Origin of the sequence: Psychrobacter pasteurii, assembly GCF_900162815.1 — a bacterium.
In the GTDB taxonomy this organism is placed as follows: Bacteria; Pseudomonadota; Gammaproteobacteria; order Pseudomonadales; family Moraxellaceae; genus Psychrobacter; species Psychrobacter pasteurii.
Genome location: NZ_FUGD01000024.1, coordinates 20,825 through 45,659 on the forward strand (window position 1 = coordinate 20,825; position 24,835 = coordinate 45,659).

A 24,835-nucleotide genomic window follows, 5' to 3' on the forward strand; every position below is an offset into this window, starting at 1 on the left:
CGGGATGCATGACCCTAAATAACTAATAATATCAATCAATTAAACAGTAAATAACACTAATTAACCCTGCTGTTCTATATTAAAACCAGTGGGCCTAGCTTATTTGTTATAATAAAAAAACATCTCCCGAGGAGCGGTGATTGTGACGTGTTAAGCTTCTATAACACCTACTCCTCTCACCTCAAGGTAACTGGAATGACTATGCAAGCTTCAGACAACACTCAAAACACCGCTCTTATGACTCCTTTAAAAAACGATAGCTTCACAGTAGGTAGCCGTACCTTCTCTTCCCGATTATTGGTCGGTACCGGTAAATATAAGGATTTACAGCAGACAGGGGATGCCATTGCAGCCTCTGGTGCAGAAATTGTGACTGTGGCTATCCGCCGCACCAACATTGGTCAACATAGAGATCAGCCAAACTTACTAGATGTTATTTCTCCTGAAAAATACACTATCTTACCCAATACGGCTGGCTGTTTTGACGCCGATACTGCGATACGTACCTGTCAGCTGGCGCGTGAGTTACTAGATGGACATAATCTAGTGAAGCTAGAAGTCCTAGGCGATGAGAAGACCTTATACCCAAACGTGACCGAAACGCTGGCAGCAGCCCAAAAATTAATCGAAGATGGGTTTGAGGTTATGGTGTACACCTCTGATGACCCCATCGTTGCCAAAGAGCTTGCTAGCATGGGCTGTGTGGCGATTATGCCTTTAGGTAGCCTCATCGGTTCTGGTTTGGGATTGTTAAACCCGCACAACTTAAGTATTATCATTGAGAACACTCAAGAACTGAACATTCCAGTACTAGTAGATGCCGGCGTAGGTACTGCGTCAGATGCAGCTATTGCTATGGAGCTTGGTTGTGATGGCGTATTGATGAACTCAGCCATCGCCAATGCAGACAACCCTGTCTTAATGGCCCATGCCATGAAACACGCTATTTGGGCGGGACGTGCCTCTTATCTAGCAGGCCGTATGCCAAAACGTAGAATGGCTCTGCCCAGCTCGCCACAGACTGGCTACTTTTTTCAGTAATTTGTTATAAGTTACTCCTCACAAACCGGCCTCTTATTAACGGTCATTGCTTTTGAGGCTGGGGGCTGACTAAGCCCTAAATGTAAAGCAATGATTAAAAGCAATATTACCTATTTAACTCAAATAGGTTTTGCATTAATATGGATATCATCACCTAAAATGATTATAAGCTCTTCTTTACAGTCACAATTTTCACTATACCTCCAATTTATCTGAGCAAAGGAATGCTATGCGTTTATTATCAATACTAGATTTTATGTTTTTGCTGGTCGAAAAACGTAAACAACCCATGCATGTTGGCGGTTTATTCTTATTCGAAATTCCTGCAGAAGCCGATGAAGATTTCGTTCTGTCACTGGTACAACAAATGCAGTCTTCAAAGACTCCTCCGACCTTCCCTTTTAACCAAGTGCTTCACAACTTAACCTATTGGGCTAAGGATGAAGAGTTCGATGTTGAGCACCACTTCCATCATATCGCGCTACCGAAACCAGCACGGGTGCGTGAACTGCTGTCTTATATTTCAAAAGAACATGGCCGCCTATTAGACCGCGCGCGTCCTTTATGGGAATGTCATATTATTGAAGGCATTGAGCCTGAGTCGCCAGGACGTCCAAAACGCTTTGGCCTATACTTTAAGATTCACCACTCATTGGTGGACGGTATTGCCGCAATGCGCTTGGTACAAAAGTCTTTGTCTCAGTCTCCAAACGAGACCTTGACCCTGCCTTTATGGGCGTTAATGATGCGTCATCGCTATGAGATTGAGACGGTTCTGCCGAGCAAAGATCACTCTGCTTTGAGTATCTTCAAAGATCAATTAAAAACGGCCAAACCTGTCCTACAGGAAATCGCTCAAACCCTAAATCAAAGCAAAGACTCAAGCTTTGTTAGAACCACTCAAGCGCCAGCCAGCATATTGAACCAGAGTATTTCTAGCTCAAGACGCTTTATTGCAGACTCTTATGAGCTTGAAAGATTCAAAAACGTGGCCCAAAACTTAGGGGTCAGTATCAATGACGTGGTACTTACCGTTTGCTCTGGTGCGTTACGCAACTATCTGATTTCAATTAACGAGCTACCTGAAGATCCTTTAATCGCCTGGGTTCCTTACTCTATGCGTAAAGATGAGAGTGCTTCGGGCAACCAATTTGCCTTTATCTTATGTAACCTTGGTACCCATTTAGAAAACCCGCTTAACCGCTTGAAGCTGGTTCATGACAGTATGAATGATGGTAAGAGTCGCTTTGGTCGTATGACTCAGCCAGAGGTCATTAACTACAGCTTGCTGGCTTATAGCTGGGAGTTGGTTAACGTACTGACCAGTGCTTATCCTAAGAAGCAGGCTTTTAACCTCATCATTTCAAACGTACCGGGCTCTAAGAAAAAGCTGTACTGGAATGGCGCAGAGTTAAGAGCGCTATATCCGGCCTCTATTTTATTCAATGGTCAAGCCATGAACATAACCTTGGCCAGTTATTTGGATAAAATTGAATTTGGTATCGTCGCTTGTAGTAAAACCCTACCAAAAACTCAAAATCTATTGAAGTTATTAGAAAGTGAATTAGCCAATCTAGAGCAGATTTGCAACGAAAGAAGATTGGGTATTCGTGAATAACTTTGGTTGTAACACAAACTAAAACAGCAAGAGGTCATATGCGCGTAGTCTCTTTGGTAGAACAGCTGTTTTTTTTAATTGAAAAGCACAAACAGCCCATGCATGTAGGTGGGCTGTTTTTGTTTGATATTCCTGCCTCTGCAGGGCCTGACTTTGTGACCAACTTAGTTCGTCAACTGCGCAAAGGCAAGACTCCGCCTACCTTTCCTTTTAATCAGGTGCTGCACAACTTAACTTTTTGGAAAACCACAGATAACTTCGATCTGCACTACCATTTCCATCATACCGTTTTGTCTAAGCCCCACTCTGCCCAGGCTCTGCTTTTCTACGTGTCTGATGTCCATGCCAATATGCTCGATAAAAACTATCCCTTATGGGAGTGTCATATTATTGAGGGTATCGATGCGGTAAACCCCAAGCGTTTTGCGTTATATTTTAAGATTCATCACTCACTGGTAGATGGCGTGGCAGCCATGCGCATTGTGGAGAAATCTTTATCTAACTCTCCAAATGAGGTCATGACTTTACCGCCTTGGGCACTACTTAGACGTGATGAAAAAAATCTAGAAAACGTAGCGCCTAATAAACGCACGTTTGGCGGCGTGATAAAAGAACAGCTTGGTACCATCAAGCCGGTTTTTGGTGAGCTGAAAAATGAGCTTAAAGAGCGAAATGAGCCGGGATTTGTCTCGACTCTACAGGCCCCAACTAGCCTGTTAAATCAACGTATCTCAAACAGCCGAGCCTTTTTTGCCATCACTTATAACTTGCCTAGATTTAAAAAAATAGCCCAAAGCTTACAAGTGAGTATCAATGATGTGGCTCTGGCCATCTGCTCTGGGGCGTTACGCAGCTATCTGTTACAACTTCAGCAGCTACCAAAAGAGCCGCTGATTGCTTTTGTTCCTGTGTCTTTACGCAAAGATGACAGCGCATCAGGCAATCAAGCCTCCTTAGTGCTATGTAACTTAGCCACAGACGTTACCGACCCTGTTGAGCGAATTAAGGCCATCCATGACAGCATGACTCTGGGCAAAGATAAGTTTGAGCGAATGGAGCAAGCCCAAGTCATTAATTACAGCGCTATAAGCTATGCTTGGGAAGGCGTGAATCTATTGACCAATGCTTATCCCAAAAAACAAGCCTTTAATATCTTAATCTCTAATGTCCCAGGGCCCAAAGAGCCTTTGTATTGGAATGGCGCCACACTCACCGCTTTATACCCGGCTTCTGTGGTGTTCAATGGTCAGGCGTTAAACATCACCTTTACCAGCTATTTAGATCAGCTGCACTTTGGTATTATCGGCTGCGATAAGACGCTGCCAAATCTTGAGTCCCTACCCGATTGGTTAGACACAGAGTTGTCCAAGCTTGAAGAGTTTTGCAACCTTACTTAGTCTATAAGCAGCCAGATCCATAACCGGCTAGACCGATTTATTAAATCGTGATTTCAAGCTTTGTAGTAGCCACAGCCCATAGGTGATGACCACATAATTAATGGCAAAGCCAATGGCCCCGCTAATAACCAGCATAGGGATGACCCCGTTTTCTTTTAAAGCGGTGAGCGTCAGCTCTGCCGCTGATAGATCGTATAAAGAATAAATCATCAAAGCAGAGGTCACCACCAGGGTAAATACCGCTGTTAATAAGCCAATACGGTGACACTCTATTTTCTCTAAGCTGCGCGCTTCAATCCTGTTAAATAAAGCAATTACTGCAATGTTTAACCCCAAAACCACCAGAGCCGATAACCCTATCCCAGAAATAGGCAGACCTAGTTGAGACAAGCTTGAGGGTAAGAAAACATAGAGCAAGGTATACATCAGCGCAAAGCGTGATAAATAGCGATAGCTTTTGGTTTGCTCGGTTTTAGTCATCGCCACAGGATCTGGAGTAGCGCTGTCCTGATTGGGCTTATGGTACTCATCTTGCATTGTTTTCTCTTATTCTCAACATAGTTATCAGATTAAGCCTGCTATCTAACCACAAATTGCTATTTTTTGCTTTGATTTATAGAGCTATGACCCATAAAAAAGAGGTGAGCTCAACGCCCACCTCTTTTTTTATGATGTCATTGTGACACGCTTACTCAACAAAGCTAAGATCTACTTAGCTTAGCTGGCAACTTTAGCCACTTTAAATCCAAGCTGTTGAACCACCTCTTCTTTATCATGAGGGGCCAACACTGCTTTGCTACTTGGCTTATCTTTTAGATAAGTGGTCGCCACACGCTGCAAGTCTTCTAAGGTAACCTCTAGAATATTGCCGCGCATTTTTTGCTGCCAAGCCTCACCACGATTGTGTAAGTCGGCGAAGCAAGATTTCACCGCCTCTCCTGCCGGTGATCCTGGCTTATCCATACCTGAAATGATACCTAAAATAGCCTCTTCCAACTGTTCAGGCTTTTGTGGTTCATTGAGTAGCCAGTTCACACTTTGCTCAAAGTGCTCGAAAGTCTCTGCACAATGTGGGTCACGATAGCTAAAGAACTTAAAGGCACAGGCATTGGCATCATAGCCTGCACCACCGCCATAAGCGCCGCCACGTTCGCGGATAGCTCCATGCAAATAGCCATTGCGTAAGTAAGGCGCCAGTACCATCAAGGCTGCAGTATCTGGATGATCTGCGGGAACTACAGGATAAGCGGCGGCATTGTGATACACATTGGTAGCCACTAACCATGCCATGTCATCCGCTTGACGCTCTAGAGTATCCGCTTCTTGTGGCACAGCACTGCCTCGCTCAAGCTGCAGCTGAGTGTATTCAGCAGGAATACTGTTAGCCAAAGCCTGACTGTCCTGCTCTACCTTATTGGTATACAGCGACTGCGCCCAGTTTTGTTCAATTAACTGCTTAAAGTTTTCTGTTTGCTCCGGTTCACACACAATCACAGCTTGCTTCGGCAGGCTAGCCAAGCGCTTGTGTAGTACAACTAGCGCGCTAGATAACTCATCCCACTTAGACTCATCTTCAGTCGGATTGCCTAAGAACTCTTTTAGGGCATTTAAAGCAGGTAAGCCACTACGCACATACTCAAGCTCAGCTTGACGGCTCATACTACGACTTGCCGTTTGCATTGCATACGCATGACCTGAGCTGGCCAAACGAGACTGCCAGCCGGCACGTCTTTGTTGCAATAGCTCTTTGATACGGTCTTTTTCAGTGAAGATACTGTGCTCTAATACTTGCTTCACCAAGTCAATGGCTTCAGGCTTACGATTTAAAGCACGAGTTGCCACCACAAAGTAACTGCTCAATAAATCAGGGTTTTGTGGTGAGGTACGCTGACTAATGCGCGCCGTTACTCCAGATGAATGCGCCGCTTGTAGCGCCTGAAAATCACGAGCTGGTAAAGTATCTGTTCCCAGCTCCGACAATAGCCCTAAATAAATAGGCAATAGCGGGTGGTTAATCAGCTCATCTTGACCGGCCAGTGGCATAATCACCTGATAGTAATATAGGCCGTTAGTACCCGCTTCATACTGATAAAGCACGCTGTCATCACCCGCAAGCTTAATGTCTACCTGCTTGCCATGGATAAAGCTGATAGAGTCAGGAACATCTTCTAAGCCCACTTTAGGCAGTAAGCTTAAGTCATCTTCCGCTGCTTGACGGGCGGTTAACTGCTCGGCTTGCTCTTTGAGTTTTTGCTTATCGGCTTCTGTTAACGTCGCTTCGATAGCATCCAAACGGGCTTGCTCAGCTTCTGCCAACTTCGCAGACTTAGTGGCATCAGGCACTAAGGTCACACGCACTCGGTGTGGATTGTCAATCAAGTGCTTTCGTAGCAAGCTAGGTAACCAGCTTGGATCTTTAACTTGCTCACGCAGCCACTGTAAATGCTCATCCACTTCCCAGATATCAATGGGGTTACCGTCATGAATGGCGGTACTAAAGCCTTCTAACATTAGATTTAGACCATAAGGGATGCTGTCGCCGCCGATATGGCGCTGATCAATCTCGATTTGGTGCAAGATGGTCTCAATGGCCTCTGGGTCAATCTCGCTATCCGCCACTTGCTGCAATAAGTCTAGAACCCCTTGCTCAACGGCATCGGCATGCTCAGCTTCTGAACCGCGTACCCCGGCGTAGAACACCATTTCAAAGTGACTGTCATCTAAGCCTAATAGTGGGCTTGGACCTGTCGCTAGCGGATGACTGTCCAAATACGCACGCAAAGGTGAGCCGGCATGCTCAATTAACACCCCTTCTAATAAACGCAGGGCCAAACGCTGTTTTGGATCGGTAATCTCAGGCAGTAACCAAGCCATCGCATGGTGAGTTTGCGCCTTGTCTACCTCATCTACCGTATAGGTTTCTGTTACTTGAATAGGGGCACTTAAACGAGTTTCAGGGCGTGATTCATGCTTTTTGCCTTCCCCAAATTGAGCCAAGGCATCTTCATGTAACTTAGCTTGAGTTTGCTGCACTGGAATATTACCGAAGCTCATAATCACACTATTAGACGGGTGATAATGGCTTTTATGGAACTCAATCAACTCGGCATGGGTTAAATCTGGAATATCCGCAGGATCACCGCCTGAGTTGTAGTGATAAGTGGTGGTTGGGAATAAGTGATGCGCAACGCTGTGATATAACTGGTCAATCTCACCACTCATCGCGCCTTTCATCTCATTAAACACAATGCCTTTAAACTGCGGCTTATCATTCTCATCCAACTCAACACGAATGCCTTCTTGAGCGAAATCTAGCGGATGTAAGTTTGGAAAAAATGAGGCATCAAGGTATACCGACAACAGGTTAAAGTAGTCATTTTTATTTTGAGTTGCGAAGGGATAAGCCGTCCAGTCGGCCGCAGTCATAGCATTCATAAACGTGTTTAATGAACGTTTAATCATTGAGAAGAATGGATCACGCACTGGATATTTAGCAGACCCACAAAGCGCAGTATGCTCAAGAATATGTGCCTCGCCTTTTGAGTCCATTGGCTGAGTACGAAAGCCTACCAAGAATGCGTTTTCATCACTTGGATGGGCCAAGTGATAGTGCATGGCTCCAGTTTGCTTGTGCTTGCTGATGAGGACATCTAAGGACAACGCTTCAATTTTGCGGTGCTGAATCAATTCAAAGCTTGGATGTAAGGTCAAATCTGGCGCTGCATTATCTTGTTTCATATTTTCGCTCATATTATTTATCGTATTTTTATTAGCTATTACTATTTTAAAGGCCCCACTATTTAGGAGGCATCATTCAAAAATGCTGATATTAGTTAATGGGGGGTAGTTGTGGTTTTTTAAAGCCATAGTAACAACTTTACTTACAATCAAATCCCCCTTGAGGTCTTAGGCAGATAAATCTGAGTTTTGATCAGCGCAGTGACGCACTTTGGTGATGGTAGGGGCATATTGTCCTTTTAACTCACTATTTGGTAGCGTTAAACAAAACACCTCCCCGTTTTGAGCACGTATCGATAATTCGAATTGACGAAACTTAGCCACGTCCTGCGTTTCATCTGCGGGTAGTCCCAGTAAATACCAAATCAACATGCTGATCCAATAGCCATGGGTATAGACCACATGATTGCCTGACTCAAAATCTGCAAACTGCTCAAGCACTTGCGGAATACGCTGATAAAACTGCTGAAAACTCTCAGCATCCTCTGCATTGGGAACAGCCGGATTGGCGGATTGCCAATAAGCGTCAGTGAGCGCCATACGCTGCTCAAAGGTGGTGCCTTGTAGACGACTAAAGCCAATTAAATCAAACTCTTGTAAGCCTTCAATCACTCTTGGTGTCTGCTGTAATTTCTTCACTAAAGGCTGCGCGGTTTGCTGAGTGCGAATATAACTTGAGACGCAGATAGAGTTAATATCCTCCCCCAAAGTTTGTAGCAGCCAGTCAGCCGCTTCTTCTGCCTGCTTATGGCCCAATTGTGTCAACTCAATCTTAGCATTAGGCTGTACTTCCCCACCGGCATTGGCGGTACTTTGACCATGTCGAACCAAATATATTTTTTTCATGCTACCCCCTTCATAAAAAACAATAATCCCTCACCTAAATGGCTACTCAGCAGTAATCCACACAAAGACAGGCTTAGTCTACTAGCGACGACAATTAATTCAAATTTATTTTGCCTTAGTTTATGGTGTCTTAAAGAAGAGCTAAGCCATAAATAGCGTGGAACATCAGAAGACTACTGAGTCAGTTAGCGTTATAAAAGGCAATAAATTCTCTTTTGCGATGCCACAGTGAGTTTTTGTTATCTTGGCTACGCCTTATAAAATCTAAGGGTAAATCAGTTACCCCCAAGGGCTGTGGATAAGTCTGTGTATAACTCACGACTTGACAGCAAATAGTACGCATTACTTAAGGCTTAGCCTAAAATTGTCTATTTTTTATACAAATAATTTATTATTTAAAATCAATGACTTACATGACAAATATTTTTATCAATAAATTTTTATAATTTTTTTATACCCTTAATTTTTTTGGATATGTTCCACGCTGTAACCCCGACATACACAATTAATCTAAATTACAGTATGATAGCCCCACTGAAATTAAACACACCACAAACACTAAAAGTTGGAAATATTATGTACGACGTTATGGCTGTAGGAAACGCTTTAGTAGATCACGAATATCTATTGAACGATGAACAACTTACTCAAACCAGTTTGGCCAAAGGCAGTATGACTTTAGCCAGCTTAGAGGAGCAAACCCAGTTGCTAGCAGAGTTCGAAGCTCAGCAATTACAGCCGTCAAAACAAACTGGTGGTGGGTCAGCTGCCAATGCCATGTTTGCTTTTGCTAGCCTTGGCGGTAAGTCTTTTTATGGTTGCCGTGTTGGAGATGACAAGGCAGGTGAGTTTTATCTAGCGGACCTAAACCAAGCTGGCGTGGCCACTACCTCTGAGAAATCAGTTTCCGCGGGCGGCGTGACTGGCTCATGCGTGGTAGCGATTACTCCAGATGGTGAGCGCACCATGCAAACTTTCTTAGGCACTTCAAGTGACATTAACGAAGACAACTTAGATTTTGAAGCCTTAAGTCAAAGCAGCTGGTTATACTTTGAAGGCTATCTGGCGATGTCAGAAAGTCTACGCCCTGCCCTACAAAAGCTACGTCAGCAAGCCAAAGACAACGATATTAAAATTGCTGTGAGCTTTGCTGACCCTGCCGTGGTTAACTTCGCCAAAGAAGGCTTACTTGAGGTCTTAGGTGATGGGGTAAACACTATTTTTTGTAATGCTGAAGAAGCGATGCTATTTACCGAAACTAGCAACATTACTGAAGCAGCTCAAGCCTTAACTCAATACTGTCAGCTGGCTGTGGTTACCAACAGTGCTGAAGATACGGTTATTTGTGAAAAAGGCGCAGACGCGACGACGACTTTAACCAAGGTACCTACGCCTAAAGTAGATAAGGTCATTGATACCAATGGTGCCGGCGACAACTATTCTGGCGCTTTTTTATATGCTCTATCTCAAAACCATAGCTTAACCGAGTGTGGGCAACTAGCAGGTACAGTCGCCAGTCAAGTGGTTCAACAATTTGGCCCTCGTCTAACCGTAGAGCAGTACCAAGCCATTGCCAAACAAGTTCTGTCTTAAGCATGCCAGCTCTTAGCTTTTAAGATTGAGCTTTTAAGATTTAGTATTTAAATAAAAAAATCCCAAACTAAAAAGTTTGGGATTTTTTATTGTTTAGCAGTGATAGCCTTAAGCGTTGGCTAGTGCCTGCTCTAAGTCAGCTTTGATATCTTCAATATGCTCGATACCAATAGACAGACGAATCATATCTTCACTCACGCCAGCTTTGGCCAACTCTTCGTCATTAAGCTGACGGTGAGTGGTAGTAGCTGGGTGACTGGCCAATGATTTAGCATCACCGATATTTACCAGACGCGTGATTAAGTTTAGCGCATCGATAAATTTAGCGCCGGCTTCACGGCCTCCTTTTACGCCAAACGTTAAAATAGCAGAAGGCGTACCCTTCATGTATTTCTGCGCCAATTCATGGTCTGGATGATCTGATAGGCCAGCATACTTAACCCAAGCCACTTTATCATGACCTTTTAGGTACTCAGCCACGGCTTGAGCGTTTTGTACATGGCGCTCCATACGTAGGCTTAAAGTTTGGATACCTTGTAGAATACTAAAGGCATTTAATGGACTTAAAGCCGCACCCGTATTACGTAGCGGTGCCACACGAGCACGTGCGATATAAGCGGCTGCACCCACGTCTTTTACGAAGTTTACGCCATGATAGCTAATATCAGGCTGGTTCAATAGCGGGAAGCGCTCTGGATAATCACCCCAATTAAAGTTACCGCTGTCCACGATAGCACCGCCAATTGACGTACCGGTACCACTCATATATTTAGTTAAAGAATGCACCACGATATCCGCACCAAAGTCAAACGGACGGCACAAGGCTGGCGTGGCTACTGTGTTATCAATCACAACCGGCACCCCATGCTTATGGGCAGCTTCTGAAATTGCTTCAATATCGATAATGTTACCTAGCGGGTTACCGATACTTTCAGCGAATACCATTTTGGTTTTGTCATCGACTAAATCGTGAATGGCTTCAGGGGTTTTGTGATCAAAGAAACGAACTTCGATACCTTGACGCGGTAGAGTGTGAGCAAAGAAGTTGTACGTACCGCCATATAGCGTTGAAGCTGCAATAATATTATCACCCGCTTCACAGATGGTTTGCACTGCATAGGTAATGGCCGCCATACCTGAAGCCACTGCTAAAGCACCGATACCGCCTTCTAATGCCGCCACACGCTCTTCTAGCACAGCGTTGGTAGGGTTCATGATGCGGGTATAGATGTTACCTGCAACTTTTAGGTCAAATAGATCTGCCCCATGTTGAGTATCATCAAACGCATAAGAGCTGGTGTGGTAAATAGGCACAGCCACGGCCTTGGTGGTCGGCTCTACACTATAGCCTGCATGAATGGCTAAAGTTTCTAAACGCTGATTCTCAACTGCATTGTCGGCATTACTCATATCGCATCCTTAACGTATTAATATAAAAGTTTAAATAAAACCCTCAGGGCACTCTCAACAAAAGTACTATAAGCCAAAAGCATCCCTTAAGGCAAAATCAAAAAGCCATAAAAAAGCTGGATTATCTAATGATAACCCAGCCAATGAATAAATATAATGACTAATTCTTATTATACTTATTACTTCCGCTCACATAGGAGGGATTTATTTGTAGTAAGCGTTTGCTGTTTGCGAGTGGTCTGTGTCATCAACCACTTGAGTTAACTCAGGAATTTGCTGCTTCAACTGAACTTCAACACCTTGGCGTAAAGTCATATCTACTGCAGAACAACCCTGACAACCGCCGCCAAATTTTAATACCGCAGTTAGGCCTACGCCTTCTTCTTCAATCAATTCTAATAACTGTACGTCACCACCGTGAGCGGCTAAGCTTGGGTTAATTTCAGATTGAAGCACATAGTTAATACGCTCTTCCACGCTAGCATCAGCGCCTACTTTAGGCACTTTAGAGTTTGGTGCACGGAAAGTTAACTGTCCACCAAAGCGGTCTTTGTTGTAATCAATAACTGCATCTTCTAAGTAAGGAACTGAAGAGGCTTCAATGTAGGCGGTAAAAGCTTCAAACGGCATTTGTAAATCCGCTTCGTCTTCTTCACCAGGCTGGTTATAGGCCATACAACATTCCGCTCGAGGTGTCCCTGGATGTTCAACAAAAATACGCACGCCAATACCTGGGGTCTCTTGTTTCGCCAGTAATTCGGCTAAGTACTCTTGGGCAGAAGGAGTGATGGTAATGTTGCTTTTAATGTCTGATTGTTCGATATCAATTGCAGAAACTGGAGCGTTATCAGTCATAAATGACCTCTTATATTGTAAATTGTAGGATGGGTAATTTGATGGGTTTAAAGCTGAATATGTGCCTTTAGTACTTCTATTATGGTGGCGATTGAGAATTAATCAAGGAAAATGATAATTAGTTACATAGAAAAATAACTCAGCACTGTTGCTAGGCAAAAACGCTTATAGGCAAGCTAAATTTTGTAATATGACCTATAATATAGCCTATCCAAAATCACAACTGCCTATCCCCCAATAAACTGCATTTATTGGGCTACTCAAAAACCCTTCGCTTATCCTATCGAGCTTTTTATGGCTTCATTATATATGGCGCTTCTTGCCTAGTTTTTGAGTATAAAAAGTTTAGAGTTAACTATCATGACCTTAATTACTGCGGTAATCTCTATTTTTTTATTAATAGCCATCAGTGCTATTGTATCAAGTTCTGAGCTTGCCCTGGCTTCTGCCCGAAAAATAAAACTACAAATCCTAGCCAAAGAAGGGGAAGTACGAGCCCTCGATGTATTGGCCATGCAAGACAATCCTGGTAGCTTTATCACTGTGGTCCAGGTGCTATTAAACGCCGTGGCTATTTTAGCCGGTGTCATTGGTGAGTCTGCTGTCAGCCCTTATTTAGAAGCCATTTTACAGCATGAATCCTTATCGTTTTTACAAGTCATCGTTGGTTATGAAACGCTAGCTTCAGCGATCTCTTTTATTCTAGTCACCAGTGTGTTTGTCCTATTTGCTGACCTGATGCCAAAGCGCTTTGCTATGAGTTACGCTGAGTCCATCGCCATCCGCTTAGTGCGCCCAATGATGATGCTCATCTTTGTGTTTAAGCCGATTATCTGGGTGTTTGATGGCGCCGCTGATATATTATTTAAGCTGCTTGGCGTCTCTACTGTTCGCCGTGATGATCTGACCTCAGAAGACATTTATGCGGTGATGGATGCGGGTGCGGAAGCTGGAGTGTTAAAGCATCAAGAGCACCACTTAATCGCCAACATCTTTGAGATGCAAGAGCGTACCGTCACCTCAGTAATGACTACCCGTGAATACATCGTTTATTTTGACTCGAATGAAAGTCATGATGTGATCGTTGAAACCATGATTCGTCAGCCTCATCACAAGTTCTTAGTTTGCTTGGAAGATGACTTAGAACAGACCATAGGTTATGTTGAGTCTCGTGCCTTTTTGGCGATGGTTTTACAAAAAGAGCAGGTGCGTCTAACAGACCCTACTATTTTACGTACGGCGCTCTTTATTCCAGATACGCTCTCTTTATTCGATGTTTTAGAGACCTTTAAGAGCACCGGCTCTGACTTTGCCATTATCGTTAATGAGTACTCATTAGTAGTCGGGGTGATTACCTTAAAAGATGTGATGAGCATTGTGATGGGTGAGCTGGTTACGGTAGATGAGCAGCCCATCGTACAACGCACCGAGAACTCTTGGTTGGTCGATGGTATGACCCCTATCGAAGATGTCATTCGCACCTTAGGTATCATAAACTTGCCAAACTCAGAAAACTATGAAACCATAAGTGGGTTCATGATGTATTCTTTGCGAAAAATACCTAAAAAAACCGACTTCATCGAACATGCTGGTTTTAAGTTTGAAATCCTAGATACTGAAAACCTTAAGGTCAATCAGTTACTGGTTACTAAAATCACTGAAGAGTAACGGCCTTAAGTCCATTCCTATAAGGACTTACCTGTTACTTGTAACACCCAAAGGTTAGGCGTCAACGCTGTCCTAAGTGCTACCGCCTAACCCTTATGCAATAGTCTAATATCTACCCGATATTTAATTATCAATTTGTATTGTTAAATACAAACTAAATCATTTAAACAGTCATCTCATACCCTTAGCACTTTGCTTTTTGTGGCTGAGTCATCACCCCCTGCCATGCCTAGATCAAAGGGCTATTCAAATGCTGGTAGGGGCTGCTTTTTTATAATCGACTTTATAAAAGGCTGTGCTATCGGTATGCCTATTTTTATGGTGCATTGTATGTCTAAACAAGTTTCTACCACGAGAAGCAATCTACCCTTTGCTTCCTTTTGGTCTGCTAGTGATGCACAGCAGCGCACAATGATTGTAGGTGTTTTACTGGCAGTATTGTCCAACCTTTTATTTGGTGTCCTTTATTTTTATAGTAGCTTACTGCAGCCCCTAACCGGTACTCAGGTCTTCATCTGGCGCATGCTGTCTATGTGGGTAGCCTTAGTAGGTTTCGTGGTGATAAGGGGCCGCTTAGGTTATCACCTAGATATCTTACGCAACTTAAAAACTTTTAAGCAGCGGGCTTGGCTGCTGTTACCTACCCCGATATTTTTTAGTCAACTTTGGCTATTTATGTGGGCCCCCATCAATGATCAAGGTGTACAGGTTGCGATGGGCTACTTTTTATTCCCGCTGATGATGGTGTTATTTGGCTATGTCTTTTTTGGTGAGCGATTAAGCAAACTACAATGGCTAGCTGTCGGCTTTGCCGTAGTGGGCATTAGCTTGGAGATGATGCGGACTCAAAGCGTCTCTTGGGCAACACTTTGGGTATGTGGCACCTACCCCATCTATTATATTATGCGTCGCCTTCAAGGGATTACCGCCATGACAGGGATGCTGGTTGACTTAACTTTATTTTTACCGATTGCCTTAGGCTATCTGCTGTTCGTGGCTCCTGAGAACCTAACCTTTGTGATGGGTTCAGGGATGTACCTGTTACTGGTCATCAGCCTTGGTGTGCTAAGTGTCTTGGCCCTAAAAACCAACTTAGATGCCAGTCAAATATTGCCAGTGAACGTGTTTGGCATGATGAGCTATCTTGAGCCGGTGTTTCTGTTTTTCTTAGCCATCACCGTCTTAGGGGACAGCTTTGAGATGGGGATGCTATACAGTTATGGTCTGATTTGGATAGGCATTATGTTCCTTATTGCCCATGGCGTTCGTCAGCTACGTGCCAATAGACGCAATAACAAGCCTTGGATGAAAGGGGCCCGTGTTAGCTAAATAGAGCACTTAACCTCTTATAACAGCCGCAGCGCCCTACTTACTAAAGCCCCTCTACCTAAAAGCCCTTCTATTATCTAGAATCGCTTTAGCTAGAGGGGCTTTTTTTAACCGCATGTATACGTTTTGGAACCTATTGATTATTGTTATTGTGAAGTCTAGTGTGTCACTATAAGGTCCTTTATCTTTAAAACTTAATCTTAAAATAATCACAAATTCATGGTCCAACCCCAAAGTTGACTACTGGTATTGCCGGAGCTTAAAGAATGAGCGTGTTACCTAAACAAAGCCCAACTCAATCAGAAAAAAAAGCGGATAATTTAAATTCAGCCTCCAATCGTCATTACAAATACTTAGTATTTATTGGTCGTTTTCAGCCGTTCCATATGGGTCATAAGGCCGTGGTGGATGAGGCTTTAAAAAGAGCCGAGAACGTCATCATGCTAATCGGTTCAGCCAATATGCCCAGAAGCCTTCGTAACCCTTTCACGGTTGAAGAGCGCTCGCAGATGATTAAAGGCGCTTACTCGGATGAGGACGCCGCTAGAATCCACTGTGTAGGTCTTGATGATGCGCTATACAATGACACCCGTTGGCTACAATATGTACAAGCTTCTATCAAGACAGTGACTCATGATTTGAGCGAAGACATTGCGTTAATTGGTCACTCCAAGGACAGCTCATCTTACTACTTATCTTTATTCCCAACTTGGGAGTCGATCTCTGTTCCCAATTACAAGAACCTATCTGCTACGCCCATTCGCGAAGGCTATCTTATGGGCGCCACCCCAACTGGTGAGCGCACCCCAGTGTCAACGCGTGAAGTTATGGATGCTTTCAAACAAACTGAAGACTACCAACACCTTCATGAAGAAGCTTGGTTTGTTGATGATTATATGAAGCAGTGGCGTGATGCCCCTTATCCCCCTACCTTTATGACCGCTGATGCTTTGGTAGTACAGTCTGGTCATATCTTACTGGTAGAGCGCCGAGGTATGCCTGGTCGAGGCCTGTGGGCACTGCCAGGAGGGTTTGTGGATCAAAAAGAAACCCTACTTGACGCTTGTATCCGTGAGTTGGCTGAAGAAACCAAGCTCGATGTGCCTGCCTCTGTGCTGTATGGCTCTCGTCATAGTCAGCATACTTTTGATGACCCTTACCGCTCATCACGAGGTCGCACTATCACCCATGCTTTTTACTTTAAATTAAAAAACGACCCCAAAGGCTTGCCTAAAGTGCAAGGGGGCGATGATGCTGCCAAAGCTTTTTGGCTCCCCTTGGCTGAGCTTGACTCCAAAAAGATGTTTGAAGATCACTATGCCATTATCACTAAGATGGTAGGTCTGTGATTTGATACTCTACTATCCTTTACAGCTAAGCCGATAGACGGTAAACCCCATTACGACACTTGAGGCTACTTGAGCTTACTTATTCTAGCCATTACGGCCTCAAGCTTATCTTTAATGTCGTTTCACCCCTCAGAGGAGCTCTGTAATGTACACCAGTAATTTGAATAATTTAATTCTAAACTCTGACAGCTACAAAACTTCGCACTGGCTACAATATCCCCCAGGCAGCGAATATATGTCGAGCTATGTCGAAGCCCGTAAAGGCGACTATGACGTGGTATTTTTTGGCTTACAAGCTTATATCAAAGAGTATCTTAGCAAGCCCATTACCACCGCAGATATTGAAGAAGCCGAGCAGGTCATTACCGCCCATGGTCTTCCTTTCAACCGCTCAGGCTGGGAGCGCTTAGTAGAGAAGCATGGCGGCTATCTGCCTATTAGAATTCAGGCCGTACCAGAGGGCAGTATTGTTCCTGTCTCTAACGTAGTGTGTCAGATTATCAACACCGATCCTGAATTTTATTGGCTACCTAGCTACTTAGAAACCTCTTTATTACGAGCCATTTGGTACCCCTCGACCGTATCAAGCTTATCTTATTACTGTAAAAACGTTATCAAGGCCGCATTAGATAAGTCAGCAGACAGTCAAGCTGGCCTGCCCTTTAAGTTGCATGACTTTGGGGCACGGGGTGCTTCAAGCTTAGAGTCTGTGGCTCTAGGCAGCTTGGCTCATCTGGTCAACTTCTCTGGCACTGACAGCATTACTGCCTTAGTTTCTGCCAGTCGCTGGTATGGTATGGATCAGGAGATGCCTGCTTTCTCTATCCCAGCTGCTGAGCACAGCACCATGACCGCTTGGGGCCGTGAACGTGAAAGCCAAGCCTATGCCAATATGCTAAAGCAATTTGGGGGTGAAGGTAATACGGTGGCAGTGGTCTCAGACAGTTACGACTTATGGAATGCCATTGATAACATTTGGGGCGATGAATTAAAGCAACAGATCGAAACCATGGGGGGCACTTTGGTCATTCGTCCTGACAGTGGCGATCCGGCTAAAGTGGTCCGTGAAGCCCTAGAGCGTTTGTCAGTCAAATTTGGCTACAGCGTAAACAGTAAAGGCTATAAAATCCTACCTGATTATGTGCGTCTCATCCAAGGCGATGGTATCAGCCCGCAAAGCCTAGGAAAGATACTACAGACAGTAATGAAGGCCGGCTTTAGTGCGGACAACGTCACCTTTGGTATGGGCGGTGGCTTACTACAACAAGTGACCCGAGATACCATGAGCTGGGCAATGAAAGCCAGCGCTATTCAAATTGATGGCGAGTGGAAAGATATCTTTAAAGACCCCATTACTAGCCGCTCAAAACGCTCGAAAAAAGGACGTTTGGCCTTGGTTAAAGACAATCAAGGTAACTTGAACACCATAAAAGAAGACAAGCTACAAAACAGTGCTGATAACTTACTACGCGATGTGTTTGTCGATGGTAAGCTACTGGTTGATGACACCTTAACTACCATTCGTCAGCGTACGGGCAGTTGGTAGGATTTAAAAGACCAGATAAAAACTAAAAAAGAGCTTCGTCATCTACTATGGCGAAGCTTTTTTATAGGTGGATTTAAATCTTTTGTCTGAGAAATAAAAGATACCACCTCAAAATACTCCCTAACAATAAGAACCCTGACAAAAGAGTAAAAAGCCGGACTAGTGGCTATGCTCTAGCCTGCAATTTTGAAATGTATTACACTCATAGCTCCCTAACACAGCCAAATACCCTTTATTTAAGTGAAAAACTTATGATTCCTTTACAACCCAAACACATCGCTTTAGCTCCTGTTTATCTCTATCAAGGTCTAAAACTAAAAAAGACGGCTTTAAGGCTGCCAGAAGCAGAGGGTGAACGTAGGGGCCGATTAACCCTTGCGGCAAATGACAATGCATTGGAAAACAGTCAAGTAAATGATAATGCATCACCAGATAAGCCTACCCTTAATATCATGCTACTAGGCGATTCTTCAGCAGCTGGCGTTGGGGTTAGCTCGCAGCAACAAGCGCTTGCCGGTCAACTGATTGAACAGCTGCAATTACTGCCACAGATTCAACAAAAATTCTCACAGCTAGAGTGGTCACTGCATGCCACCTCAGGCCATACCAGCTTCGATGCGCTACGTAGACTTTATGTGTTGCCCACACCCTCTACCCCTGTGGACATCATGATCGTAATGATTGGAGTAAATGACACCACGTCCAATGTCTCGACCACAAAATGGCAACAACAACTGCGCGAAATCATTAGCTTAAGTAAGCGTAAATTTGGGGCCAAACAGGTTATTTTCCCTTGCTTACCGCCGATGCAAAACATGCCAGCTATCCCTAGCCCTTTAAATAAATTAATGGGACAAAAAACACAGATAATGAATGAGAAGTTAATTCAGGTTTGTGAGCAATATGAGAAGGTGTTGGCTTTGCAGATTCAGGTGGAGGACAGTGAGCTAAAGAACCAAAACTTTTTTGCTGAAGATGGCTTTCACCCCAACTCAAACGCTTACTTATTGTTAGCAAAAAATCTGGCCAATACCATTTCTGAGCTGGTTTAGATAAGCCCTTTACGGCGCATGTGCTTGTACACCACGACCACTACCAGAACGTTTAGAAGAAGTACCACTAGCTTAAACCAATCAAAAGGACGAGCGATGAGGTAATAAATTTCAGCGGGTATGAAAACGCCGTAACCTAGCACACTAAACCAATACGCCCAGGTCTTGTCTGTCCATAGCCCATAGGCTTCGATGAAGCGTAGACTGGCATAACCAAAAATAAATAAAGTGAATAAAGCCCAGTTCTCAGACGCTTGCTGCGCCACTCGAGTAAGGGCCTCAACTTGTGTGCTAAATAAGGTGCCAAAATGTTGAACCCAAGCATTATTGGCCGACTGAATTAACAGCGGCACGTTATTATGCCAGGCCCATAAAGCAAGGGCAGTAACCACTGCCCCCACCCCTTTGATTACTTCATAAAAGGTAACTGCTTTAATTGAACCACTAACTTTAGTGGGCTCAGTCAAAATAGGTCTCCACCACCTTACCTTGTAAGGTCTGATTTAAGAAAGGCGTATTTTTACCTTTTGACAACATACTGTCTCGGGTAAGCTGCCACTCCTGGTTAGGATCAACCAACACCGCACCCCCAACTTGATGGTACTGCTCTTCAATGCCAGCAATTCGAGCAGGAGCCAAACAAATCTTCTCCACCAATTGCTCAGGGGTCAAGATATTATCTCGCACCAGTTTACAGCCTAGTGCCATAAAGGTATCGAAGTTTGAAATACCTGGAGTAGACTCCGCGAAAGGCGCTTGCTTGGCCGTGTCATTTAACGGCTCATGATGACTACAAATAGCATCGATAGTGCCATCTTGCAGACCTCTAATTAGTGCATTTTGGTCAGTGTTACTGCGTAGAGGAGGTATCACATAAGCCTGAGCATTAAAGCCTTCTAAATTGTCATCGGTTAAATGCAGCTGATGCATGGCCACATCACAGGTCACTGGCAGGCCTTGAGCTTTCGCCAAACGCATTAAACTAATAGAAGACTTACAAGTTAGCTGACTAAAGTGAGCTGAGATCCCTGTTTCTTCTACCATCAACAGCTGAGTCGACAAGGCAACGGTCTCTGCCAACCAAGGAATACCTTGTAAGCCATGGAAAGAGGCAATATAGCCTTCATGAGCTACGCCACCTTCTGATAGGCTGGGCTCATTGGGATAGAAAAACACCTTTAGGCCAAAAGTCGCAGCATACTCTAACGTACGCAGCATCACTAAATCATTGGTAAAGGGACGACCAGCATTGGTCACTGCAATACAGCCGCCTTTTTTAAGACCAGCAACATTGGCTGGGCGCTCCCCTTTTAGCTCTGCAGTTAGAGCGCCTAAGATATGCAGGTAGATGCCACCATCTTGCTTGGCACGTTCTCTTAAGCCTTTTAATAAGGAGCCGTTTTCTAATATAGGGTTAGTATCTGGCGGGGTAACCACGTGCAAAAAGCCATTGGCACGAGCCGCATGACCTTCTGTTTTTAAAGTACCGTGTTGTTGCAAGCCAGGTTCGCGTAAACGAGCACATAAATCCACCAGTGGCGGTAACAACCAGTGGTTTTCTTTGGCTTCGATCTTAGGCTGGGTAAACTCTTTAGGCAGTAAGTTAAGCATGATAAATCCAGTATTTTTTTTGTATGAGAAATAGACTTTTGTTTATGAGCTATAAGCAAGGGTAATTCAGTCAATGTCTGAATTTATAATAAGGCTTGCAACGCTTGATATTCACGTTGCCCTTGCATCGCCATAGACAATACAGCCATACGAATCGCGATGCCATTATTGACCTGCTTTAAAATTACTGACTGCGGACCGTCAGCAACCGTTGAGGCAATTTCCACTCCTCGGTTCATAGGTCCTGGGTGCATGACAATGGCGTCTGGCTTAGCTTTGGCCACACGTTCTGGAGTAATCCCATACTTCTTAAAATACTCCCCTGATGCCGCCATCAATGGAGAGCCAATGCGTTCATTTTGAATACGTAGCCCCATCAACACATCACAATCAACCACACCCTCATCGATATCCTCAAACACTTTAACCCCATAACGCTCAATTCCTTTTGGCAATAAGGTACGAGGGGCAATGACACGAATTTCTTTCACACCTAGGGTCTTTAGGGCAGCAATATCAGAGCGGGCCACACGAGAGTGTTTGATATCCCCAATAATGGCGACCGTTAGCTCTTCAAACGGACGAGGTGCTTCACGGTGAATGGTCAACATATCCAGCATGCCTTGGGTGGGATGGGCATGCCAACCATCACCGCCGTTAATAATAGCAATCTCTGGAGTTACCTCAGTTGCCATAAAGTGTGCCGCTCCAGAAGCTGAGTGACGCACCACGAATATGTCTGCCGTCATCGCCTGAAGATTCCACAAGGTATCACGCAGACTCTCGCCTTTTTGAGTGCTAGAGCGGGCAATATCAATATTTAGAACGTTGGCACCCAGACGCTTTTCGGCCACTTCAAATGTGGTACGAGTACGGGTTGAGGGCTCAAAGAACAGGTTCATAACCGTACAGCCATCAAGCTCAGGGCTGTTAATTAGTTGGCCATTGGCATCAAAAAAAGATTCAGCTTTAGCAATAATTGCTTTCAACTGTTCACGACTTAAGCCTTCAATACCCAAAAAATGACGGATATGACCGTCTTCATTTAATTGGGGTTTACTCAATGAGGCATTCATTCTTGCCGTTGTCGAGTCAAAGTTAGCAGATAGGGTCGACTGTGACGGATGTCCAGCCTCAGGTTTCTGTGTTGAGTCAGTCATGGCAGTTAGAGGTATCCTTTATGAGCAGATGGGTGGTTGGGCGGGTAAAACTAGGGCCAAACCGTATTAGATTGTACAATCCATTATCAGGATTATTCTTTATATCGGCTATTATAGTTAACTTGCACAAGAAATATTGCATGGTTTTTGCTACACTTTGCGCAGACGCATTACTGCTAATTATAGTCAGTAGTTTTAGAGAGTCTGAAAGTCACTTTTTTATACCAAAACAAAGCACAAGTGGCCGTCTTTAACCCACATCATACTGGGTTATCAGAAGCTGGTATAGTTTAGCTGATTTGCTGCCTTTCAAAAAGTGACCGTATTGATTTTCTCGTACTAAATTTATGTAAAAAAATTCATTGATAGACAAACCCTCTACTTCCCGACCCTTGGTTAAAGGAATGCATGATGACTACGCTTAACGACTACTTCCAAAGTTACCTAACGGCCACTTCTGCAGACAGCAGTGAAAAATCTGCTGTCATTGATGTGATTAACACCATTACCACGGTTGGTAAAGAGATTACAGAGCTTCTACGCAAAGGGGCTTTGGCAGATATTCATGGTGAAGCTGGTGCTGAAAACGTACAAGGTGAACAACAAAAGAAACTGGATGTTATTGCTAACGACTTATTGCTAAACGCCCTAACCGCTAATGAGCACTGTGCTGGTGTGGCCAGTGAAGAGCTTGATGATGCTACTCCTGCCAATGAATCAGGTGAGCTTTTGGTTTTATTTGACCCGTTAGATGGTTCATCAAATATTGATATTAACATGCCTACCGGTACCATCTTCTCTATCCTACCGCATATCAATAAAGGTCAGGCGGCTAAAAATGCTGACTTCCTACAAAAAGGCACTGAGCAACTTGCAGCCGGTTACTTACTCTACGGATCATCAGCGATGTTGGCGTTCACCTTCTCTGACGCTTTAGACGCCAATAATGATGGCGTGGTAATGTTTAGCTTAAATCCAACCACGGGTGAGTTTGAACTGGTTAAAAAGAACATTACTATTGATGAAGACACCAAAGAGTATGCGATTAATGCTTCTAACGCGCGCCATTGGTTGCCACCTATGCAGCAGTACATCAATGAGCTATTAGCCGGAACGACTGGTCCACGTGGTAAGAACTTTAACACCCGTTGGGTAGCGGCTATGGTGGGTGATGTGCACCGTATCTTGTGCCGTGGTGGTATCTTCATTTATCCAAAAGATACCAAAGACCCAAACAAAGCCGGCAAACTGCGCTTGATGTATGAAGCCAACCCAATGAGCCTACTTATTGAACGTGCAGGCGGCGCTTCTACCGATGCCGTTAATCGCATTATGGATTATGAGCCAACCGATATCCACCAGCGTGTGGCGGTTGTACTGGGCGCAAAAAATGAAGTTGAACAGGTGCAGAAGCTACATCAACAAGCTTAATTAGCCTTATTTTATGCCTATAAAGGTCAACCTAATCCGGGTTGGCCTTTTTTATTTCAAAACTCCATCACTTCATTTGCCACTAGGTGTGTTACCCTACACCCTATATGTTTGATCTTTGTCTACCTGACTGTTTATATAGACAGCTGTACAGATAGACATACCATCCGATCACAGCCATATATTTTAATATCTAAATCAAATGAGCAAATAATGACCGACGCAATCAGCAACAAATTTTCTAATAACCCAGTTATTACTTCAGACAAAAACCCAACGGCAAAGTTAGCAAAAGCCTTGCTAACACAATCACGCCAACGTAAAAAAGCAGGTCAAACTGTCCTTGAGGGTGTCCATCTTATTGAAGCCGCCCTTCAAGCCAATCATTTACCTCAGCAAATTATCATCTCGTATAGTGGTCTATCTCATCCAGAGGTTCAGGCATTACTGGCCTCTCTTAATGACTACAACCTTGATAACCGACTCACTGTGGTCAGTGACAGTGTTTACCAAGGTATTACTACCTTAGGTAATGGCGTTGAAATTATGGCCATTGTGGACGTGCCAGAGCACAATTTACATACCTTAAAGTCGCCTATTACCACAGACTGCTTAATCTTAAATGATGTGCAAGACAATGGTAATGTTGGCACTTTATTACGTACCGCCGCTGCAGTGGGTATCAAAAACATCATCTGTACCAAAGGCAGCGCCCAAGCGTGGTCACCAAAAACGATGCGTGCCGGTATGGGAGCACAGTTTGGTCTTACTATCTATGAAGGTATTGAGGCCGATGAAGTCTTGAGCTATTTAAGACTACCAATCTATGCGACCAGCTCTCACACAGATAATATTATCTATAAGCAAAATCTAAATCGTCCAGTAGCTTGGGTGATGGGCCACGAAGGTCAAGGCGTGTGTGAAGACATTATGAAGCAAGCTACCCCAGTGGCACTGCCTCAGCCTAATGGTCAAGAAAGCTTAAATGTGGCCATTGCTGGTGCTTTATGTATGTATGAGACCTTGCGTCAGAGACAGTATGCTGATTAGTTAATCACTGTCTTATAAGTACAAAAAAGGGAGGGTCTATTTTGAACTGAACCCCATAAGTTGGACACAACTTATGGGGTATTTTTATGCGTTACGACCTAGACTTTAAGATAAAAGTCATAGCATACTATAGGCAAGGAC

Annotated in this window: 19 protein-coding genes; 11 read left to right on the forward strand and 8 right to left on the reverse strand. The window is 44.0% G+C overall.

Going from position 1 to position 24,835, the window contains the following annotated elements; translation table 11 throughout:
* The first annotated feature begins 201 nt into the window (after positions 1–201).
* The 3 genes from A1232T_RS00355 (at position 202) to A1232T_RS00365 (ending at position 4,056) form a co-directional block, all read left to right on the forward strand.
* On the forward strand, positions 202–1,041 hold the full coding sequence (locus A1232T_RS00355; RefSeq protein ID WP_425272047.1) for a thiazole synthase: 840 nt from the start codon (positions 202–204) through the stop codon (positions 1,039–1,041).
* A 229-nt stretch (positions 1,042–1,270) separates the two neighbouring features.
* The gene (locus A1232T_RS00360; RefSeq protein WP_077447508.1) at positions 1,271–2,659 is read left to right on the forward strand and encodes a WS/DGAT/MGAT family O-acyltransferase; all 1,389 of its coding nucleotides are present in this window, start codon (positions 1,271–1,273) and stop codon (positions 2,657–2,659) included.
* 38 nt (positions 2,660–2,697) lie between these two features.
* Positions 2,698–4,056: a WS/DGAT/MGAT family O-acyltransferase gene (locus A1232T_RS00365; RefSeq protein ID WP_077447509.1), complete on the forward strand. Its 1,359-nt coding sequence runs from the start codon at positions 2,698–2,700 to the stop codon at positions 4,054–4,056.
* Between the two features lie 27 nt (positions 4,057–4,083).
* On the opposite strand, the gene A1232T_RS00370 is transcribed toward A1232T_RS00365, so the two are convergent.
* From A1232T_RS00370 to A1232T_RS00380, 3 genes are all read right to left on the reverse strand, one after another.
* A complete protein-coding gene (locus tag A1232T_RS00370; RefSeq protein WP_077447510.1) occupies positions 4,084–4,593 on the reverse strand; it encodes a hypothetical protein in 510 nt (169 codons plus the stop codon).
* A gap of 180 nt (positions 4,594–4,773) precedes the next feature.
* On the reverse strand, positions 4,774–7,794 hold the full coding sequence (locus A1232T_RS00375; protein WP_077447511.1) for an insulinase family protein: 3,021 nt from the start codon (positions 7,792–7,794) through the stop codon (positions 4,774–4,776).
* A 168-nt stretch (positions 7,795–7,962) separates the two neighbouring features.
* Positions 7,963–8,640, reverse strand: a complete 678-nt coding sequence (locus A1232T_RS00380) for a histidine phosphatase family protein (protein WP_077447512.1) — start codon at positions 8,638–8,640, stop codon at positions 7,963–7,965.
* A gap of 576 nt (positions 8,641–9,216) precedes the next feature.
* Here A1232T_RS00380 and A1232T_RS00385 point away from each other — a divergent pair.
* Positions 9,217–10,233 (forward strand): adenosine kinase, encoded by a 1,017-nt coding sequence (locus A1232T_RS00385; RefSeq protein WP_077447513.1) that lies wholly within the window; start codon positions 9,217–9,219, stop codon positions 10,231–10,233.
* A gap of 108 nt (positions 10,234–10,341) precedes the next feature.
* Here the strand turns inward: A1232T_RS00385 and A1232T_RS00390 are convergent, their stop codons facing one another.
* Both A1232T_RS00390 and nfuA read right to left on the reverse strand, forming a co-directional pair.
* On the reverse strand, positions 10,342–11,643 hold the full coding sequence (locus A1232T_RS00390; protein ID WP_077447514.1) for an O-acetylhomoserine aminocarboxypropyltransferase/cysteine synthase family protein: 1,302 nt from the start codon (positions 11,641–11,643) through the stop codon (positions 10,342–10,344).
* A 204-nt stretch (positions 11,644–11,847) separates the two neighbouring features.
* Complete coding sequence (gene nfuA / locus A1232T_RS00395; RefSeq protein ID WP_077447515.1) at positions 11,848–12,498, reverse strand: Fe-S biogenesis protein NfuA; 651 nt, start codon at positions 12,496–12,498, stop codon at positions 11,848–11,850.
* Positions 12,499–12,858: 360 nt separating this feature from the next.
* Between nfuA and paeA the strand changes: the two genes are divergently transcribed.
* The 5 genes from paeA (at position 12,859) to A1232T_RS00420 (ending at position 19,442) form a co-directional block, all read left to right on the forward strand.
* The gene (gene paeA / locus A1232T_RS00400) at positions 12,859–14,166 is read left to right on the forward strand and encodes a polyamine export protein PaeA (RefSeq protein WP_077447516.1); all 1,308 of its coding nucleotides are present in this window, start codon (positions 12,859–12,861) and stop codon (positions 14,164–14,166) included.
* A 330-nt stretch (positions 14,167–14,496) separates the two neighbouring features.
* The gene (gene rarD / locus A1232T_RS00405; RefSeq protein ID WP_077447526.1) at positions 14,497–15,495 is read left to right on the forward strand and encodes an EamA family transporter RarD; all 999 of its coding nucleotides are present in this window, start codon (positions 14,497–14,499) and stop codon (positions 15,493–15,495) included.
* 266 nt (positions 15,496–15,761) lie between these two features.
* Entirely contained in the window at positions 15,762–16,844 is a 1,083-nt protein-coding gene (locus tag A1232T_RS00410; RefSeq protein ID WP_077447517.1) for a bifunctional nicotinamide-nucleotide adenylyltransferase/Nudix hydroxylase, read from the forward strand.
* 145 nt (positions 16,845–16,989) lie between these two features.
* Entirely contained in the window at positions 16,990–18,390 is a 1,401-nt protein-coding gene (locus A1232T_RS00415; RefSeq protein ID WP_077447518.1) for a nicotinate phosphoribosyltransferase, read from the forward strand.
* Positions 18,391–18,641: 251 nt separating this feature from the next.
* Complete coding sequence (locus A1232T_RS00420) at positions 18,642–19,442, forward strand: SGNH/GDSL hydrolase family protein (RefSeq protein WP_077447519.1); 801 nt, start codon at positions 18,642–18,644, stop codon at positions 19,440–19,442.
* On the opposite strand, the gene A1232T_RS00425 is transcribed toward A1232T_RS00420, so the two are convergent.
* The 3 genes from A1232T_RS00425 to A1232T_RS00435 form a co-directional block, all read right to left on the reverse strand.
* Complete coding sequence (locus A1232T_RS00425) at positions 19,439–19,909, reverse strand: DUF2127 domain-containing protein (protein ID WP_077447520.1); 471 nt, start codon at positions 19,907–19,909, stop codon at positions 19,439–19,441. The genes A1232T_RS00420 and A1232T_RS00425 overlap by 4 nt on opposite strands.
* Positions 19,902–21,053 carry a dihydroorotase gene (locus A1232T_RS00430; RefSeq protein WP_077447521.1) on the reverse strand — a complete coding sequence of 384 codons (1,152 nt, stop codon included), beginning with the start codon at positions 21,051–21,053 and terminating at the stop codon, positions 19,902–19,904. The genes A1232T_RS00425 and A1232T_RS00430 overlap by 8 nt, the downstream gene beginning before the upstream one ends.
* Before the next feature lie 83 nt (positions 21,054–21,136).
* On the reverse strand, positions 21,137–22,129 hold the full coding sequence (locus A1232T_RS00435) for an aspartate carbamoyltransferase catalytic subunit (protein ID WP_095532704.1): 993 nt from the start codon (positions 22,127–22,129) through the stop codon (positions 21,137–21,139).
* A 495-nt stretch (positions 22,130–22,624) separates the two neighbouring features.
* On the opposite strand from A1232T_RS00435, the gene A1232T_RS00440 reads away from it, so the two are divergent.
* Both A1232T_RS00440 and A1232T_RS00445 read left to right on the forward strand, forming a co-directional pair.
* A complete protein-coding gene (locus A1232T_RS00440) occupies positions 22,625–23,644 on the forward strand; it encodes a class 1 fructose-bisphosphatase (RefSeq protein WP_077447523.1) in 1,020 nt (339 codons plus the stop codon).
* A 213-nt stretch (positions 23,645–23,857) separates the two neighbouring features.
* Entirely contained in the window at positions 23,858–24,694 is an 837-nt protein-coding gene (locus A1232T_RS00445) for a TrmH family RNA methyltransferase (RefSeq protein ID WP_077447524.1), read from the forward strand.
* The last annotated feature ends 141 nt before the right edge of the window (positions 24,695–24,835 follow it).